The 15,901-nt window shown below is 46.9% G+C and carries 17 protein-coding genes and 1 pseudogene; 9 read left to right on the top strand and 9 right to left on the bottom strand.

The window, feature by feature from the left end:
* Positions 1–73: 73 nt before the first annotated feature.
* The 4 genes from kdsB to CIK89_RS13795 are packed head-to-tail and all read left to right on the top strand — an operon-like array spanning position 74 to position 3,224.
* The gene (gene kdsB / locus CIK89_RS02950) at positions 74–826 is read left to right on the top strand and encodes a 3-deoxy-manno-octulosonate cytidylyltransferase (RefSeq protein WP_094389949.1); all 753 of its coding nucleotides are present in this window, start codon (positions 74–76) and stop codon (positions 824–826) included.
* 40 nt (positions 827–866) lie between these two features.
* On the top strand, positions 867–998 hold the full coding sequence (locus CIK89_RS13895; protein ID WP_256387813.1) for a hypothetical protein: 132 nt from the start codon (positions 867–869) through the stop codon (positions 996–998).
* 3 nt (positions 999–1,001) lie between these two features.
* On the top strand, positions 1,002–1,769 hold the full coding sequence (gene nudC / locus CIK89_RS02945; RefSeq protein WP_094389948.1) for an NAD(+) diphosphatase: 768 nt from the start codon (positions 1,002–1,004) through the stop codon (positions 1,767–1,769).
* Positions 1,770–1,799: 30 nt separating this feature from the next.
* Positions 1,800–3,224, top strand: a complete 1,425-nt coding sequence (locus CIK89_RS13795; protein ID WP_254046273.1) for a GH25 family lysozyme — start codon at positions 1,800–1,802, stop codon at positions 3,222–3,224.
* A 9-nt stretch (positions 3,225–3,233) separates the two neighbouring features.
* Here CIK89_RS13795 and dinB read toward each other — a convergent pair whose 3' ends face one another.
* From dinB to CIK89_RS02910, 6 genes are all read right to left on the bottom strand, one after another.
* Complete coding sequence (gene dinB / locus CIK89_RS02935; protein WP_094389947.1) at positions 3,234–4,325, bottom strand: DNA polymerase IV; 1,092 nt, start codon at positions 4,323–4,325, stop codon at positions 3,234–3,236.
* 64 nt (positions 4,326–4,389) lie between these two features.
* On the bottom strand, positions 4,390–4,638 hold the full coding sequence (locus tag CIK89_RS02930; protein ID WP_094389946.1) for a hypothetical protein: 249 nt from the start codon (positions 4,636–4,638) through the stop codon (positions 4,390–4,392).
* A 23-nt stretch (positions 4,639–4,661) separates the two neighbouring features.
* Complete coding sequence (locus tag CIK89_RS02925) at positions 4,662–4,874, bottom strand: DUF4250 domain-containing protein (RefSeq protein ID WP_094389945.1); 213 nt, start codon at positions 4,872–4,874, stop codon at positions 4,662–4,664.
* A gap of 71 nt (positions 4,875–4,945) precedes the next feature.
* Positions 4,946–6,259 (bottom strand): tRNA lysidine(34) synthetase TilS, encoded by a 1,314-nt coding sequence (gene tilS, locus CIK89_RS02920; protein WP_094389944.1) that lies wholly within the window; start codon positions 6,257–6,259, stop codon positions 4,946–4,948.
* Positions 6,260–6,288: 29 nt separating this feature from the next.
* On the bottom strand, positions 6,289–7,467 hold the full coding sequence (locus CIK89_RS02915; protein WP_094389943.1) for a class I SAM-dependent rRNA methyltransferase: 1,179 nt from the start codon (positions 7,465–7,467) through the stop codon (positions 6,289–6,291).
* Entirely contained in the window at positions 7,436–8,089 is a 654-nt protein-coding gene (locus CIK89_RS02910; protein ID WP_094389942.1) for a 3'-5' exonuclease, read from the bottom strand. Before CIK89_RS02910 ends, CIK89_RS02915 begins: the two co-directional genes overlap by 32 nt.
* A 117-nt stretch (positions 8,090–8,206) precedes the next feature.
* Between CIK89_RS02910 and CIK89_RS02905 the strand changes: the two genes are divergently transcribed.
* The 5 genes from CIK89_RS02905 to CIK89_RS02885 all read left to right on the top strand — a co-directional run bounded on the left by CIK89_RS02905 (position 8,207) and on the right by CIK89_RS02885 (position 14,664).
* A complete protein-coding gene (locus CIK89_RS02905) occupies positions 8,207–10,660 on the top strand; it encodes a DNA translocase FtsK (protein WP_094389941.1) in 2,454 nt (817 codons plus the stop codon).
* Positions 10,661–10,720: 60 nt separating this feature from the next.
* Positions 10,721–11,320 (top strand): LolA-like putative outer membrane lipoprotein chaperone, encoded by a 600-nt coding sequence (locus CIK89_RS02900; RefSeq protein ID WP_254046601.1) that lies wholly within the window; start codon positions 10,721–10,723, stop codon positions 11,318–11,320.
* Positions 11,317–12,813 (top strand): DUF5687 family protein, encoded by a 1,497-nt coding sequence (locus CIK89_RS02895; protein ID WP_094389940.1) that lies wholly within the window; start codon positions 11,317–11,319, stop codon positions 12,811–12,813. The genes CIK89_RS02900 and CIK89_RS02895 overlap by 4 nt, the downstream gene beginning before the upstream one ends.
* Before the next feature lie 26 nt (positions 12,814–12,839).
* Positions 12,840–13,310 (top strand): 23S rRNA (pseudouridine(1915)-N(3))-methyltransferase RlmH, encoded by a 471-nt coding sequence (gene rlmH, locus CIK89_RS02890; RefSeq protein WP_094389939.1) that lies wholly within the window; start codon positions 12,840–12,842, stop codon positions 13,308–13,310.
* Between the two features lie 316 nt (positions 13,311–13,626).
* Positions 13,627–14,664 carry a low specificity L-threonine aldolase gene (locus CIK89_RS02885; RefSeq protein ID WP_094389938.1) on the top strand — a complete coding sequence of 346 codons (1,038 nt, stop codon included), beginning with the start codon at positions 13,627–13,629 and terminating at the stop codon, positions 14,662–14,664.
* Between the two features lie 155 nt (positions 14,665–14,819).
* Here the strand turns inward: CIK89_RS02885 and CIK89_RS02880 are convergent, their stop codons facing one another.
* The 3 genes and pseudogenes from CIK89_RS02880 to CIK89_RS02875 form a co-directional block, all read right to left on the bottom strand.
* A complete protein-coding gene (locus CIK89_RS02880; protein WP_094389937.1) occupies positions 14,820–15,317 on the bottom strand; it encodes a hypothetical protein in 498 nt (165 codons plus the stop codon).
* Positions 15,318–15,353: 36 nt separating this feature from the next.
* Positions 15,354–15,464 (bottom strand): smalltalk protein, encoded by a 111-nt coding sequence (locus CIK89_RS13435; protein WP_158214686.1) that lies wholly within the window; start codon positions 15,462–15,464, stop codon positions 15,354–15,356.
* A 253-nt stretch (positions 15,465–15,717) separates the two neighbouring features.
* Positions 15,718–15,901: pseudogene (locus tag CIK89_RS02875) on the bottom strand (hypothetical protein); the annotation flags it as partial.

The raw sequence follows: 15,901 nt of genomic DNA, 5'->3' as shown, positions 1-15,901 counted from the left end.
AGCGTATATTAACGCACCATAAGGATATTTTTGTACCTTTGCAATGAAAACAAATAAAAAATCCTATAGAAAAATGAAATTCATAGCTATCATCCCAGCCCGATATGCATCTACAAGGTTTCCAGGCAAACCGTTGGCTCTTTTGGGTGGACGCCCAGTCATACAACATGTATATGAAAAGGCAGCACAGGCGCTCGACGAGGCTTATGTTGCTACCGACGACGAACGCATCGCTCGTGTGGTAGAAAGTTTTGGCGGACACGCCATCATGACAAGAGCTGACCATAAAAGTGGTACCGACCGTATTGAAGAAGCTGCAGAAAAGATAGGCACAGATGCTGATGTCGTGATTAACATTCAGGGCGACGAACCGTTTGTTGATGCTTCACAGCTCAAAACCTTACAGTCGCTTTTCGATTGTGAGGAAACGCAAATTGGTACACTTGGAAAACGCTTTGACTCCATGGAAGCTACGGAAAATCCTAACTCTCCGAAGATTGTTTGCGACAAACAGGGCTTCGCCTTGTATTTTAGCCGTTCTGTCATTCCGTTCGTACGTGGACAGGAACCTAAATCGTGGCTCAACCACTATCCATATCTCAAACATCTTGGACTTTATGCCTATCGTCGCGAAGTGCTCAGAGAAGTCACCCAACTTCCTCAGTCCCCCCTCGAACTGGCAGAGAGTCTCGAACAGTTAAGATGGTTGGAAAACGGCTACCGCATTCGTGTCGGATTGACTGATGTTGAAACCGTTGGTATTGACACCCCTGCCGACCTTGAACGCGCAGAACAGTTTCTTATCAATCAAGGGAAACAGAGATAACGATTTTCTATTATAATCACAATCTATCCACAATTCACACATGAAAAGAGTTTTGATAGAAAAACAGGGAACGGTAGAAGCTCTCCCACTCAACAACTGGCGATTCGTACCGGAGGAATGGACAAAACCGGCTATCGAACGTGACCGTCGTCTTATTTTCAAGGAGGATTAAGCCATGGAACAATATTTCGTATTTTGTCAATCAGACCTTGTCTTGGAGAAAGACGGTGATGTATTACGCATTCCTACCGAACCTCCTGTCGAACTCAAGCCTTGGACCAACATTCTCCATGTTGCTGGTGCGAAAGCCTACCGTATCGACCAACCTCTGACTGACAATCCACGCTATGAAATGTGTGGACTTCGACAGAGTTACTATCACCTTTCAAGTCACGACTATCTTCTCGCTGGAAAATGCCACGAACTGCTTTATTGGGATAGTAATACCAAATTCTGTGGAGTTTGTGGCGCTCCTATGAAATTCCATACAGACATCTCCAAGCGCTGCACACAATGTGGTAAGGAGGTGTGGCCACAACTGGCTACTGCTGTCATCGTACTCGTCAGCCGAGGCGATGAGGTGCTTTTGGTTCATGCCAAGAATTTCCGTGGCGATTTCTACGGTCTTGTAGCAGGATTCGTGGAAACCGGTGAGACGCTCGAAGAGGCTGTTTGCCGTGAGGTCATGGAAGAGACCGGACTGACCATCAAAAACCTGCACTATTACGGTTCACAGCCTTGGCCCTACCCTTGCGGACTGATGGTTGGGTTTCTTGCAGAATATGACAACGGAGACATTCAGCTGCAGCGATCAGAACTCTCACGTGGCGCGTGGTTCAATCGTCACCACTTACCACAAATTCCAGAGAAGCTCTCCATTGCCCGTCAAATCATCGACTACTGGCTGGATCTGAAGTCTAAAGAAGATTCTAATAAAGAATAGTCAAAAGATTATTGTTCAGGAGGTTTAAAAATGTGTACTAAACGTCGGATAGATCTTGTCGTCTGCCTACTGGTAGTAGGAACAGCTATTGCTATTGGTTGGCGGTATTACCGCGATTGGTTGAATAACCGCAATATGGGTATTGGGCCTAAATGGGAAATTATCATGGCTGGCAGACCATCTGATGACTCACTTCACCATAGGCTTGATCAGATTCGGAAAGAGAGAGAGGCTATGGACGATTATTTTGCTGTACATAATGTGACCGACGAGGGATTTGATTTGATAGCACAACACGACAACCAACTGCAACAAGAACAAATTCGACTGAAGAGTCTGCTGCAGACTGATTCCACACGTCGTATCATAGGCAGACGCTATATTCCTGAAACAAAGCGCCCCTTGATAGCGGTACGCATCAATGGTGGCTATTGGAAGGCAGGAAGATTCCATTTCGGTCTGCTCAACGGTCCTGCTGTCTGGCGGGATCCTCAGGGACGTATTGTTTGTGGTCTGTGGGATAACGATACCATCGTGGTAGCACGACGTTACGATGACGAAGGCTGTTATGATGGACAGATGGACACTTTGGGACTGGCTTCCGGACAAGGAAGTATCGTACGACAAGATGGAAGCAGTTACACCGGCATGTGGGTGAATGACCGTCCCGAAGGATGGGGATTTGAATCCTCTTCGCATGGCATAAAAGCTGGCGAATGGCGAAAGGGAAGATTCCTTGGGGAAAAAATCAAATACACCTCAGAACGCATCTATGGCATCGACATCTCTCGCCACCAGCATGAGAAAGGACGTAAACGGTTTACAATCAACTGGCGTCAAGTTCGCATCACTTCACTCGGTTCGAAACACAATAAACATGTCATGGGGCGTCCTGATTTCCCCATTTCCTTTGTTTATATCAAAGCTACTGAAGGCATTTCCATCCGCAATCGCTATTATGCTGCTGACTGTCAACAGGCACGACGTCAGGGCATACGTGTAGGAGCATACCATTTCATGTCACTCAAAACCTCAGCAGAAAGACAAGCACGCCATTTTCTGCGATATGCACAATTTCGCCGAGGCGACTTTCCGCCTGTTCTCGATGTCGAACCCTCTCATGCTCAGATTGCCGCTATTGGTGGTGCAGAACAGTTATTCAAGCATATTCGTACCTGGTGCAATATTGTTGAGCGTTCCACAGGACACCGCCCCATACTCTACGTCAGCCAGATGTTCGTCAACCGCTATCTGTCCAAGGCTCCTGATATCAAGCAGCGTTATCAGGTATGGATTGCCCGTTATGGCGAGTACAAGCCTGACGTACATCTGGTATTCTGGCAACTCAGTCCTGAAGGCCGTGTTGCAGGCATCCACGGTCCTGTTGACATCAATGTTTTCAATGGCTATGGTCTGCAGTATCAGGAGTTTCTTCGCAATAATACCATGAAGTAACTCTGTGAGTCATTCGTCTGGCCAGGGTTCAAACTCCAGTTCCAGTTCTATATATTTAGCAGGTTCTGACGGGTTAACACGCTTATGGTTAGAGACACCCAAGCCCAACAGTCGGATGGGATGTGAATGAAACTCAACCTGACGGATCAACTGTTTGGCTAAAGGAAGGATATCGTCTTTGCAACGGAGAACACGGTCAACGGTAATGCTGCGGGTGATTTGCTGAAAGTCCTGAAACTTGACCTTCAGCGTTAGCGTACGCCCCTCAAAATTGTTTTTCTCTATCCGCCCAACCAAATTCAGTACCATGTGGTAGAGTTGAATGGTAACGGCGGAATTGTCGCTGATGTTATTGTCAAAGGTTTGTTCACAACTCACACTCTTACGCTCCCATTCGCTGATCACGGGACGTGAGTCTATGCCTCGTGAGAATTCGTAAAACACCTGTCCCATCTTGCCAAATTCTTCCGTGAGTTGGTTAAGGGGCGTGTTGCGCAGATCTAATCCGGTGAAGATACCCATGTGGTGCATTTTCTCTGCAGTCTTTGGCCCCACGCCCCATATCCTATCCACTTTGAGTCGGGAAATAAAGTCTAATGCCCTGTCGGGATGAATGACCGTCAGACCGTCGGGCTTACGCCAGTCAGAGGCTATCTTCGCTATAAACTTACAGTAGCTCACACCTGCCGATGCGGTAAGTCCCGTTGTCTGATAGATGCGCTGTTTGATTTCTTTTGCAATATCCACCGCCAGTTCAATGCCTTTCTTGTTTTCTGTTACATCGAGAAAGGCTTCGTCGAGGGATATGGGTTCTATGAGGTCGGTATATTCGTGGAATATCTCGTGCAAATGTGCCGATACTTCTTTGTATCGTTGGAAATGGGGCTCTACGATGATGAGTTCTGGACATAGCCGTTTGGCCAACTGAATAGACTGTGCCGAATGTACTCCAAAGCGTCTGGCTTCGTAGCTTGCTGTTGACACCACACCACGTTCGGCATCATGTCCTACTGCAATAGGTTTGCCTTTTAGTTTTGGATTGTCTTGCTGTTCTACAGCAGCAAAAAACTGATCCATATCCACATGAATAATCTTCATCAGGGCGATTGATGGATTACCATCCTATATTGTTAACGTGTCTCTTTCCGTATTCTTTTTCAAGCGGTTAAAGCAGTTGTTCCAACTGTTCTACCGCATCCAGGAGTTCTTCGGCAAAACGCCTATGGTCGCGCAAGAAGTCGGGTTTACCTTTTGCCAATGTGGCATAAAGATCTTCATTCATCGATTCTACATAATCAGAAATAGCCATTTCAATATCGTCTTTCTGCCACGACAGGGTAGAAAATTGATAGATTCGTTGCTTTTGGTGAAAGAAGCTGTAGGTTGTTTCTATAGCATCATGAGGAATATTCATCGTCATAGTATTCGTTAGAGCGGTCAAAGGTCGGTATTGTTTTCATAGCCTTTGGGTCGAAACTGATGTTGTTCCTCAGAATAGACGAATCCATGGGCGTAGAGATAGTCTTTCAACGCCTGTGGCTCTTGATTGTAACAATAGCAAAGGGCTTCCAAAGAGTCAAACTCTTCATCACGCAGAAACATGTTGATGCTTGATACTAGAATTGCGGGGTCTTTCGGTAGTTTGTCCATAATGAAATGATTGATGAATTGAATATTTGTATGATCTCTTTTGATATTCTGATAGCGATTTCTATGGGAGGTTATGCTTCCAAATCAATCTCAATGGTGAGTATCCGTTGGGTAGTATCATCAACAGCCACACGATTGTCACAACGTTTTCCCATGAGCCAAACCACGACACCCGAAGCATCCACTACCACACGCTGGCGGCGCTTGTCCAAAAGTGTCATCTTGCAGTCGGTCATCAGATCACTCAACAACTTATGTCCCTTCATGCCAAAAGGAATCATCACATCTCCTTGTTGTACCAGTCTGACGACAAGAGGAAAGCGTATCTTGTCGGCATCAACGGTAATCTTGTGTGACGCTTTGGAAACCTTGAAGTCACGGGGTTTATCTGCCATCCCGACTCGGAGTTTTTCGTTATGCTGCATGACATAGACTCCTGGTTCTGGAATTGTGATCTGCCGAAAAGCAGGCTTTTGCTTTTCCATAACAATCCGATCTCGGTCGATGACCAATTCATAGTCTTTCGACATGAAAGCACGACCGGTACCATCCGCCATCATGCTATTGAAAATTTGCGTACATTGTCGGGCATTAAAGCCTTTATCCCGCAAGAGTTCATACAACAGGTAGTCATTTCCCACATCCTCCAGAATTTCCTGTTTGGTATATTCCGTCTGGTTTCTCAAGGGCTTCAACAGTCTTTCCATCACCTGTTCTGCTCCTGCCATTCTTTCTGCCATGAGGAGAATGTTTTCGGCAGCCTTCGGATTGATTTGCTTCAACAGGGGTACGATATGATGTCTCACCTTATTGCGTGTAGCGTCATCCTCAAGATTGGTGGAATCGGTAACAAAGGGCTGCTGACGGTCTGCCAAAAACTGTTCAATCTCTGCCCTTGTCACTCCCAACAGGGGTCTTAACACATTCCCTTGTCGTGGACTGATACCTGTAAGGCCATGTATGCCCGTACCTCTTGCCAGATTCATGAGAATGGTTTCTACCGAATCGTCACGATGATGAGCCACGCACACCCCCTTCGCGCCGATATCCATTCTGAGCTGTTCAAAATAGCCGTATCGCAACTCACGCGCAGCCAGTTCGATACTCATGTGATGCAGTTCTGCGTAGGTCTGCGTATCAAAATGGATGCGATGAAAGGGAATGTCGAGCTTGTGACAAAGGGATTCGCAGAACGCTTCGTCCCTATCCGATTCTTCCCCTCTCAGGTGGAAATTGCAATGGACGGCATGGATATTGATCTTCATCTCGTGAAGAACGAGTAGCAATGCCACACTATCAGCCCCACCGCTTAACGCAACAAGATACATTTCCCTGTCGTCAAGCAGCTGATGCTGACTCATGAAGGCCTTGACTTTCTCCACCATTCGATGTCCTCCTGTTATTACATGTTATTTTATTCCACGTAAAGGACGAGTCCTTTGAGGTACTCTCCTTCCGGATGATAAATATTGATAGGATGATCGGCAGGCTGATGGAGCTGATGGAGTATTCTCACATTTCTTTTTGCTAATGCAGCAGCAGTAAACACAGCATTTCTGAAATGGTCTTTCGTAACCACCTGTGAACAAGAGAAGGTAAAGAGGATACCTCCCCTTTCTATTTTTTCAAATGCTTTCTGATTCAGACGGGTGTAGCCCTTCAGCGCATTATGCAGCGCCCCTCTGTGCTTCGCAAAGGCTGGCGGGTCGAGGATAATCAGATTATAGTTGTCGCCTGCTTTCTCCAGGTATTTGAAGGCATCTTCACAAAAGGCCTCATGGCGCTGGTCGCCAGGGAAATTGAGCGATACGTTCTCTCTGGTCAGGTCGATGGCTTTTGCCGAACTGTCAACAGAGTGTACCAGTTGTGCACCTCCGCGCATCGCATAGAAAGAGAATCCGCCGGTGTAGCAGAACATATTGAGCACACGCTTCCCTGCTGCATATTTCTCCAGGAGTGATCTGTTTTCGCGTTGATCCACAAAGAATCCGGTTTTCTGTCCTTTCAGCCAGTCAACTCGGAATTTGAGTCCGTTTTCCAACGCCACGTTATTGTCGCTTCCTCCGTAAATGAATCCGTTCATGTCTGTTGCGTCCATAAACGGCAAGGTTGTTTCGCTCTTGTAATACACATTGGAAATGCGCGATTCCATCACATCGACGAGTGCCTTGGCAATCTCCTTTCTGACCTTGTGCATGCCGATGGAATGGGCTTGCATCACGGCAGTATCGCCATACACATCTATAATAAGTCCGGGCAGATTGTCGCCCTCTCCGTGTACCAGTCGGTAGGTATTGTTCGATGGCGAGTCGGCAATGCCGATGGATTGACGCATTTTCAGCGCAGATGAGATTCGTGAATGCCAGAAATCGTCGTCAATTTCCCGATCCTCGAAGGTGAGCACACGAACGGCGATAGACCCCTCTTGGTAGTGGCCCACGGCAATGAAGTCGCCATTTCTATTTACGAGGCAAACGGTATCGCCCTCCTCTATTCCTTCTTCGATAGCCTGTATAGCTCCCGAAAACACCCAGGGGTGGAATCTTTTCAGACTCTCCTCCTTACCTTTCTTCAGTATGATCTGTGGATACATGTTCGTCGTCTGTTTTTATGAGTTCATAATCGCCGGTCTGCTCCAGTCTGATGAGTTCTTCATAGAGCAGGATGCACGACCAAGCATCTGTTGCTGCGTAGCGTTTTTGTTTTTCCGTCAGGATGTCAGCCTCCCAGTTGGTGAGTCTTTCTCGTTTGCTGATGCGCATGCCGAAGAAGTTGGCATAGATCTTCTGCAGACTCATGTCTTCCACGCCGACTTCTTTGACTCTATCCTGAAGGTCGATGAAATGTCCTGGTTCAAAATCGCCAATCTTATGGAGCATCTTCACGTCGTCGTGGAGCGACAACCCTATCTTGGGTACTGTAGTATCTTCCAGCAAACGCTTGATGGATGGAGAAAATTTGAGGTAGTTGAGACGCAAGAGAAAGCAGATATCGTGGCTTGCCACTTGAAGTAGCGATACCGTATAGGTATGTCCTTTCTTAAATGAGGGTCTTGTCTCTGTATCCAGTCCGATAATGGGTTGGCTGAGCAGGTAATCGACCGCTTTTTCTGCCTCGGTCTCGCTGACTACAACCTCGATTTTTCCCTCGAAAAGTACACGTGGCAGGCTGGGTATCAACTTCTTGTCGTATTTACTATAAATGGTCTTTTTCATCTATCATTTGTTTTCGGTGTGCAAAAATACAAAAAAAACACGATAAAATGTTGATTTCTGACAATTTTCCATTACTTTTGCATATTAAATGATTAAAACATACCACCATCATATATTATGGCAAGAAAAAAGAAAGAACCCAAGACACCATCAGTAAGAGAGACTTTTGGCCTCGATAAAATACACTTTAGCGATCGCATTCTCCCCTTTTTAGGCTTGTTATTGATTGCCATTGCAGGATTTATGGCCTTCGCTTTCATTTCCTATTTCGGCACGGGAGCTGCCGACCAAAGCATATTGGAGAATCCACGTGCCGGTGAGATTCTCAATCTCAATGGTGAGTTTACCAACAGTTGCGGTTCGTTGGGCGCGAAGGTTTCTTGGTTCTTTATCAAGAAATGTTTTGGTCTCCCTGCCTTCCTCATTCCGTTTTTTCTCCTCCTTGCGGGCATCCGCATGTTGCTGACCTATAAAGTCAACCTGTTGAAATGGTTCATGTGTCTGACCCTCATCATGCTATGGTCGTCACTCACGTTGGCTAAATTCCTATCGCCGCTGTTCGTCGATATGCACTACAATCCCGGAGGCGATTACGGACAGACTGCTTGCGATGTGGTAGAAGGACTGGTTGGCACACCGGGCTTAACGCTATTGCTCATCATCCTGGCTATTGCGTTTCTGACGTATCTGAGTGCCGAAACCATTATTATTATCCGCAAGATTTTCAATCCTTTACGCTATGCCAAGAAGATCCACATGGAGATTCAAGTGGGTAAAGGTGAGCCGGAGGCGGACACATCTACCTTGGAGACGGTGGAAGACCCTGAAGTGTTTGACGATCCCGATGCACAGATTGTGGAGTTCGACCAAGTGAACGACCCACAGACGGAACCTATTCCCACGTTACAACGGTCTGAAACACCAGGCAATAAAGGCTTGTCAACAGAACCTGTTGCTGACGATAGTGCCGTGGAAATGACCGTTGATACTGGTGAAAAAGAGGAAAAAGCCACAGGTAAGAATTTGGCAGGTGAGAATGGCAGTCTTTCTACGCCTTATGACCCCAAGCTCGATTTGGAAAACTACCACTACCCCACGCTCGACCTGTTGAAGAAATACGACGATGACGGCAAACCATATATTGACATGGTGGAACAGAATGCCAATAAAAAACGCATCGTCGATGTGCTCCGCAATTTCGGAGTGGAGATTAGCAGCATCAAAGCTACCGTTGGTCCTACCATCACCCTCTATGAAATTACGCCTGCGCCTGGTGTGCGCATCTCGCGCATCCGCAATCTGGAAGATGATATTGCATTGTCTTTGTCAGCACTCGGCATTCGTATCATCGCACCGATTCCCGGCAAGGGCACCATCGGTATTGAGGTTCCTAATGCCAAACCCAATATCGTGTCGATGGAGTCTATTCTCAATTCCAAGAAGTTCCAGGAAACAACCATGGAACTGCCTTGTGCGTTGGGTAAGACCATCACCAACGAGGTCTTTATGTTCGACCTGGCAAAGGCGCCTCACCTTCTGGTGGCTGGTGCAACAGGACAAGGTAAGTCTGTAGGTCTTAATGCCATCATCACCTCGTTGCTTTACAAGAAGCACCCGTCGGAATTAAAGATTGTACTTGTTGACCCGAAAAAGGTGGAATTTAGCGTCTATTCATCTATCGAGAAACACTTCCTTGCCAAGGTTCCCGACGATAATGCCGACCCCATCATTACCGATGTTACCAAGGTGGTACGCACGCTCAACTCGCTGTGTAAAGAGATGGATACCCGTTACGACCTGTTGAAAATAGCACAGGCACGTAATATCAAGGAATATAATAAGAAATTCATCAGTCGCCAGTTGAACCCAGAGAACGGCCATCGCTTCCTGCCCTATATCGTGGTCGTTATCGACGAGTTTGGCGACCTCATCATGACAGCAGGCAAGGAGGTGGAACTCCCCATCGCACGTATCGCTCAGTTGGCACGTGCCGTGGGTATCCACATGATTATCGCCACCCAGCGTCCTACTACGAATATCATCACCGGTACCATCAAGGCCAACTTCCCAAGCCGCATAGCATTCCGTGTCGGTGCCATGATTGACTCACGCACCATTCTCGACCGTCCGGGAGCCCAACAGCTCATAGGACGAGGCGACCTCCTTTACCTCAACGGCGGAGAACCTGTGCGCGTACAATGTGCCTTTGTTGATACTCCGGAAGTGGAGCGCATCAACACTTTCATCTCGCAGCAACAGGGCTATACGTCAGCCTTCGAACTGCCTGAGCCTGATACTGCCGACGGTGACCTTGGTGAAGCAGCTGATGTCGATATGTCACACCTCGACCCGATGTTTGAGGACGCTGCACGACTCATTGTCATGAATCAAAGCGGAAGCACCAGTCTTATCCAGCGTAAATTTGCCATTGGCTACAACCGTGCAGGCAGACTGATGGATCAGCTCGAACGTGCAGGAGTGGTCGGTGCTGCCCAGGGCAGTAAGCCACGCGAGGTGCTCATTCAGGATGAGGTAAGTCTGGAAAACATTTTAAACCAGTTGCGCCATTGATATTCAAATCTCCATTATCGCATATCACAACATAAACAGTATATCTAAAAACAGATCATCATGATGAAAATCAGATTATGGATTATAGGCCTTTTGGCCACCGTCTTTACTACTGCGGCAGCACAGAGCGCCAAGAGTGTTCTCGACAAGACTGCCCAGGTATTGTCTAACAAAGGAGGCGTTACAGCCGCTTTTACCATCCGTGGAGCGCAGAACACCGGTGCCAGCGGTACCATCTCGGTAAAAGGTCGTAAGTTTTATGCCAAGACATCGGCAGGAATCGTATGGTTTGACGGCAAGACCCAATGGACCTATGTTCCTCAAAACGACGAGGTAAACATCAACACCCCTACCGCCAGCGAACTGCAAGCCATCAACCCCTATGGCTTTATCTATCTCTATCGCCGGGGCTACACCCTCTCCCTGCAGACCAAGGGACAGCATTATATCGTTACCATGAAATCGCAACGTAATGCCATCCGAGAAATGGTTGTCACCATCTCGCGCCAAAGCTACGTACCCTCACAGGTGCGCATGATGCAAAACAGAAAATGGACCACGGTAAATATCAGCGGTTTCAAGCGTGCCAACCTCTCCGATGGACTGTTTCGCTTCAACAAGAAAGTTTGTCCTAATGCCGAAATTATAGATTTACGATGATATCCTTTTTCAAACTCTATCTTCTGCTGCGCAGAAACAATAAGTTAAGTGCGAAGCGTAGTGTCATGTTCGAAGCAAACCAATATGGCAAACTCTTCGGATATATCTTTTTGGGTTTCATGGCAATCTATATGATAGGAATTGGAACATTTCTCGGATGGGCTTCGGCAAAAAGTCATGAGCCGGCGTTCATCCTGTTGCTCATGCCCCTTTTCTTAATACTGGATTTCGGTTCGCGCTTTCTGGCACAGCAGACACCACTCATGCTCGTCAAGCCCTACCTGCTCATGCCCTTCAGTCGCTACCGTGCCATCGACTGTTTTCTTATTGACCAGCTGTTTTCCAGCAGCACCCTTATCTATCTCACACTTTTCATCCCCTATTTCTTTATTAATATATGTGGAGGAACACCATTCATAGCCGCTGTCGGCATGACGCTGTTGCTGCTGATGATGGTGGTGGTCAACAGCCAATGGTATCTCCTGGTACGTACACTCGTCAATCAGAAGGTGTACTACTGGATATTACCCGCCCTGTTCTATGGCTGTTGCATACTCCCCTTCCTGCTGATGAGCGACAAAGAGATAGATAAATCTGTGGATCATATCATGGACTTCCTCTGCGACTACGGATTTTCCTGGATGTCGGTATTGTTGTGGGCAGGATTGCTTGTTTTGCTGTTCTCACTCAACAGATGGTTGCAGATGCACTTTATCTATGATGAGATATCCAAACAAGAGAAGACCAAACTCAAGCACGTGTCAGAATTCAACCTGCTCAACCGCTTTGGACAGATGGGAGAATATCTCAAACTGGAGATTAAGAGCACCATGCGCAATAAAGCCATTCGCGGACGTTTCATCCAGGGCATTTGCATCATCGTCATGCTGTCGCTGCTTATCGCCTATACCGATATATACGATTCACCTACTATGCTCAACATCTGGTGCCTGTATTGCTTTGTGTTCTTCGGAGCAGTAAACCTCATCAAGGTCATGGGACCGGAGGGAAACTATATCGACCTGCTCATGGTCTATCGGGAGAACATCCTCACACTTTTACGCGCGAAATACTATTTCTATAGCGCCATCGTTCTCATCCCGTTTCTGTTGCTGCTTCCTGCCATCATCTCAGGGAAATTCTCTTTGATGATGATATTGGCATACATCTTCATCACTATCGGTCCGGAATACTGCTTGCTGTTTCACATGGCAATATGGAACAGACAGACACTTCCGCTGAATGAGAAGATCACAGGACGCAATCAGATGGAAAACAAGCTCCAGATATTCATAGAACTCGTCGTGTTCTTCGTGCCCATCATTCTGGTCAGCCTGTTGAGCGCATTATTCGGAGATGTCACAGCATACACCATTCTCACCATCATCGGACTGGCTTTCACGCTCGCCATGCCAATATGGATGAAGTCCATCTATCGCAGAATGATGAACCATCGCTATGCGAATCTTGAAGGTTTCCATTCATCAAGATAATATACCCCCGAAAATCATAGAACCACATGAAGACTGTACTCCTGCAAGTAGGCAAAACCGTCAACAAGCATTTTGTTACCATTATAGACGATTATGTGGGACGCATCGGCCACTACATGCCCTTTGAGATAGTAACCATCCCCGAACTGAAAAACACGAAAGGGTTGAGTGAGGCGCAGCAGAAACAGGCCGAAGGCGAACTCATCCTCCGCCAGTTACAACCGTCAGACACCGTTGTCTTGCTTGATGAACACGGCAAGCAGATGCGAAGCATCGAATTTGCAGCATGGCTGGAACAAAAGCGTGCCACAGCGCGTCGCTTGGTTTTCATCATCGGAGGCCCTTATGGTTTCTCCCCCGCTGTCTATCAGCGAGCCAACCATCAGATCAGCCTGTCGATGATGACCTTCTCTCATCAGATGATACGCATGACCTTCACCGAACAGATTTATCGTGCATGTACCATTATCAAGGGAGAACCCTACCATCATGAGTGAATAAAGTCGCACCGAAATTATCCACGGAACACACAGAGCGTTTAGGTTATAGGTTACAGGTTATGGGTTATGGGTTATGGTTTAGAGATTCTAGTTAAAGATTATTATTTCTGGCCAAAGGCATATTTCATTAAAGATTTCCTCCAAAGATTTACCTATGGTTTGTTTTGTCGTGACTCAGCATAGTGAAAGCGCGCTCTCACTCTGTCTTCGCTACTCCAAAACATCTTGCGAAGCAACCCCAAAAAAATCTTTCCGTGCAATCCGTGCGACATAAAAAATATTAATATAGTAAAACGCAAAAAGATAAAAAACTATGATTTCATTCGAAAGTGATTACAACAATGGTATGTTGCCAGAGATACTGGACGCTTTAGGCACTACCAACAAAGAGAAAACCTCTGGATATGGTTTTGATCCATACTCAGAAGCAGCAAAAGAGAAGATCCGTAAAGCCATCGACAATAAGAATGCCGATGTGTTCTTTCTTGTAGGCGGTACACAGACCAATACCACCGTTATTGATGCTGTTCTCATGGGATGCGAAGGAGTGATAGGGGTAGATACAGCCCATATTGAGGTACACGAGTCGGGGGCAGTAGAAGCCTTTGGTCATAAGGTCATTACGCTGCCGGGAGAGAATAGCAAATTGTCTGCCAATACCCTGTCAGCCTATATGGATACATTTCTTGCAGACGAAACGCATCCTCACATGGTACAGCCTGGCATGGTTTATATCTCGATGCCAACAGAGTTTGGAATGGTATATACCAAGGAAGAACTGACTGCGATCTATGCAACCTGTCAGAAATACGACCTCCGCCTCTTCATCGATGGAGCACGACTGGGATATGGTCTGGTATCAGAAGCCTGCGACTACGACTTGCCATTCCTTGCCAGCCATTGTGATGTCTTCTATATCGGCGGCACTAAAGTGGGCGCCATGATGGGCGAAGCCGTTGTTTTCTCAGGAATGAAGGCACCGAAATACTTCTTCACTAATGTAAAGCGTCATGGAGCCTTACTTGCCAAAGGCAGAATGTTAGGCATCCAGTTTGACACGCTCTTTACCGACCAACTCTATTTCAAGGTATCGCGCCACGCCATGACCATGGCAACTTGCCTCCGCAGCATTTTCCAGAAACACGGCATCGCCATAGCCTATGATTCCCCCACCAATCAGCAGTTTGTCATCCTCTCACCCACCCTCTATGATGCCCTTTCCAAGAAAGTAGCCTTCGAGATATGGGAAAGAAAGAGCGATACCGAAATCATCTGCCGTTTCGTAACGAGTTGGGCAACTAAAGAAGAAGAGCTCGATGAGTTAGACCATATTCTGCAAACTCTAAAGTAAGTAAAGTTTAATGTCACACGGAAATTATCCACGGAAGACACGGCCAAATAAAATCTGTGTCATCTGTGTGCTCCGTGGATAAAGAATACAGCGCCCCTTGACAACAAGGAGCGCTGTGACGATGAAGGAATGATGGTTAAGAGGAAAACGGAAGACTAACCCTCCAGACCTCCGCCACCAAGCTGTTCTGTACCCTGGTCGCTTCCACCGGGCTTCTGCTCAGTACCCTGGTCACCGCTGCCAGGATTGGTAGTAGAACCGGTATCCTCGCCGTCCGCCTTAGGTGCATCGATGGAGTCAGGCAACTTGATGTTAAACTCCTTGTCCATGTACTTAAACAACACCTGGTTGACGTTAGAGAAGGCGAAGGTGCGTTTCAGCTTCAGGGCATACTGGTAGATGGGAGTACCCTTGATGCCGTTCTTCTCGTTCGGGCGGTTAGCCTTAAGCCATGCGCTGCTGGCAGCCTGCTGCTTGGCGAACTTCTCGCGCTGCAGCTTCTGCTTCTCGGTAGCAGGACCCTTGTATGGGTTGGCGAGTTTGGCGAGATGGATTTTGTTACTAGACTTGTTAGTGGCGAAGTAGTCGTTAGACTTGTTACCATACTTACCACTGATACCCTTGATGATGTCGATTGCTTGAATTGTAGCCATAATAATTGTGTTTTTTTAAGGTTAATAACTAATTTGTCAGATGCCGACGCAACTCTGAACGCCGAGTGTGGCGAGGAGTGCTGTGATCACGCTTACGATAAACTGGAGTACAGTCTTGAGCGTTTCTTTGTTTTTTGTGTTACTCATGGTATAAGATCATTAAAGTTACTACTTAGCTGTTGTCACCTGCTACATTCGGGGCGCCTCCGAGATGCATTCGGCTTCTGCCAGCCTTTTTTGTTTCTGTTGCAAAGATACAACATCCCCAAAAATCAATCATACGTTTCTATACGTTTCCTGCGATTCGAGGATATTTTATCAAATTTCTTACAAAATTATCTTATTATACACGAAACACACATCTTCCGTTCGCCAAACAGAAACTGTTGCGCCTCGCCACTCAACCACGGATGTGCGAATCGGCAGGCGGAAACCAAAAAGCCACATCAGGGCGCACAGGTTTCTCCTTGTTGGCACCTTTCGACTTCATGTTTCTTTGCCATTCCACGAGCTTCTGCAGCTCCACTTCATCATGCTTTCGCGCGAAACGCATCATCGCTTCAACATATCCCTGCAGTTGGCCT

This window comes from Prevotella sp. P4-119 (genome assembly GCF_002251345.1).
GTDB lineage: Bacteria > Bacteroidota > Bacteroidia > Bacteroidales > Bacteroidaceae > Prevotella.
Note: the sequence above shows the minus strand (reverse complement) of the source record. Positions and strands in the feature narration are given on the sequence as shown.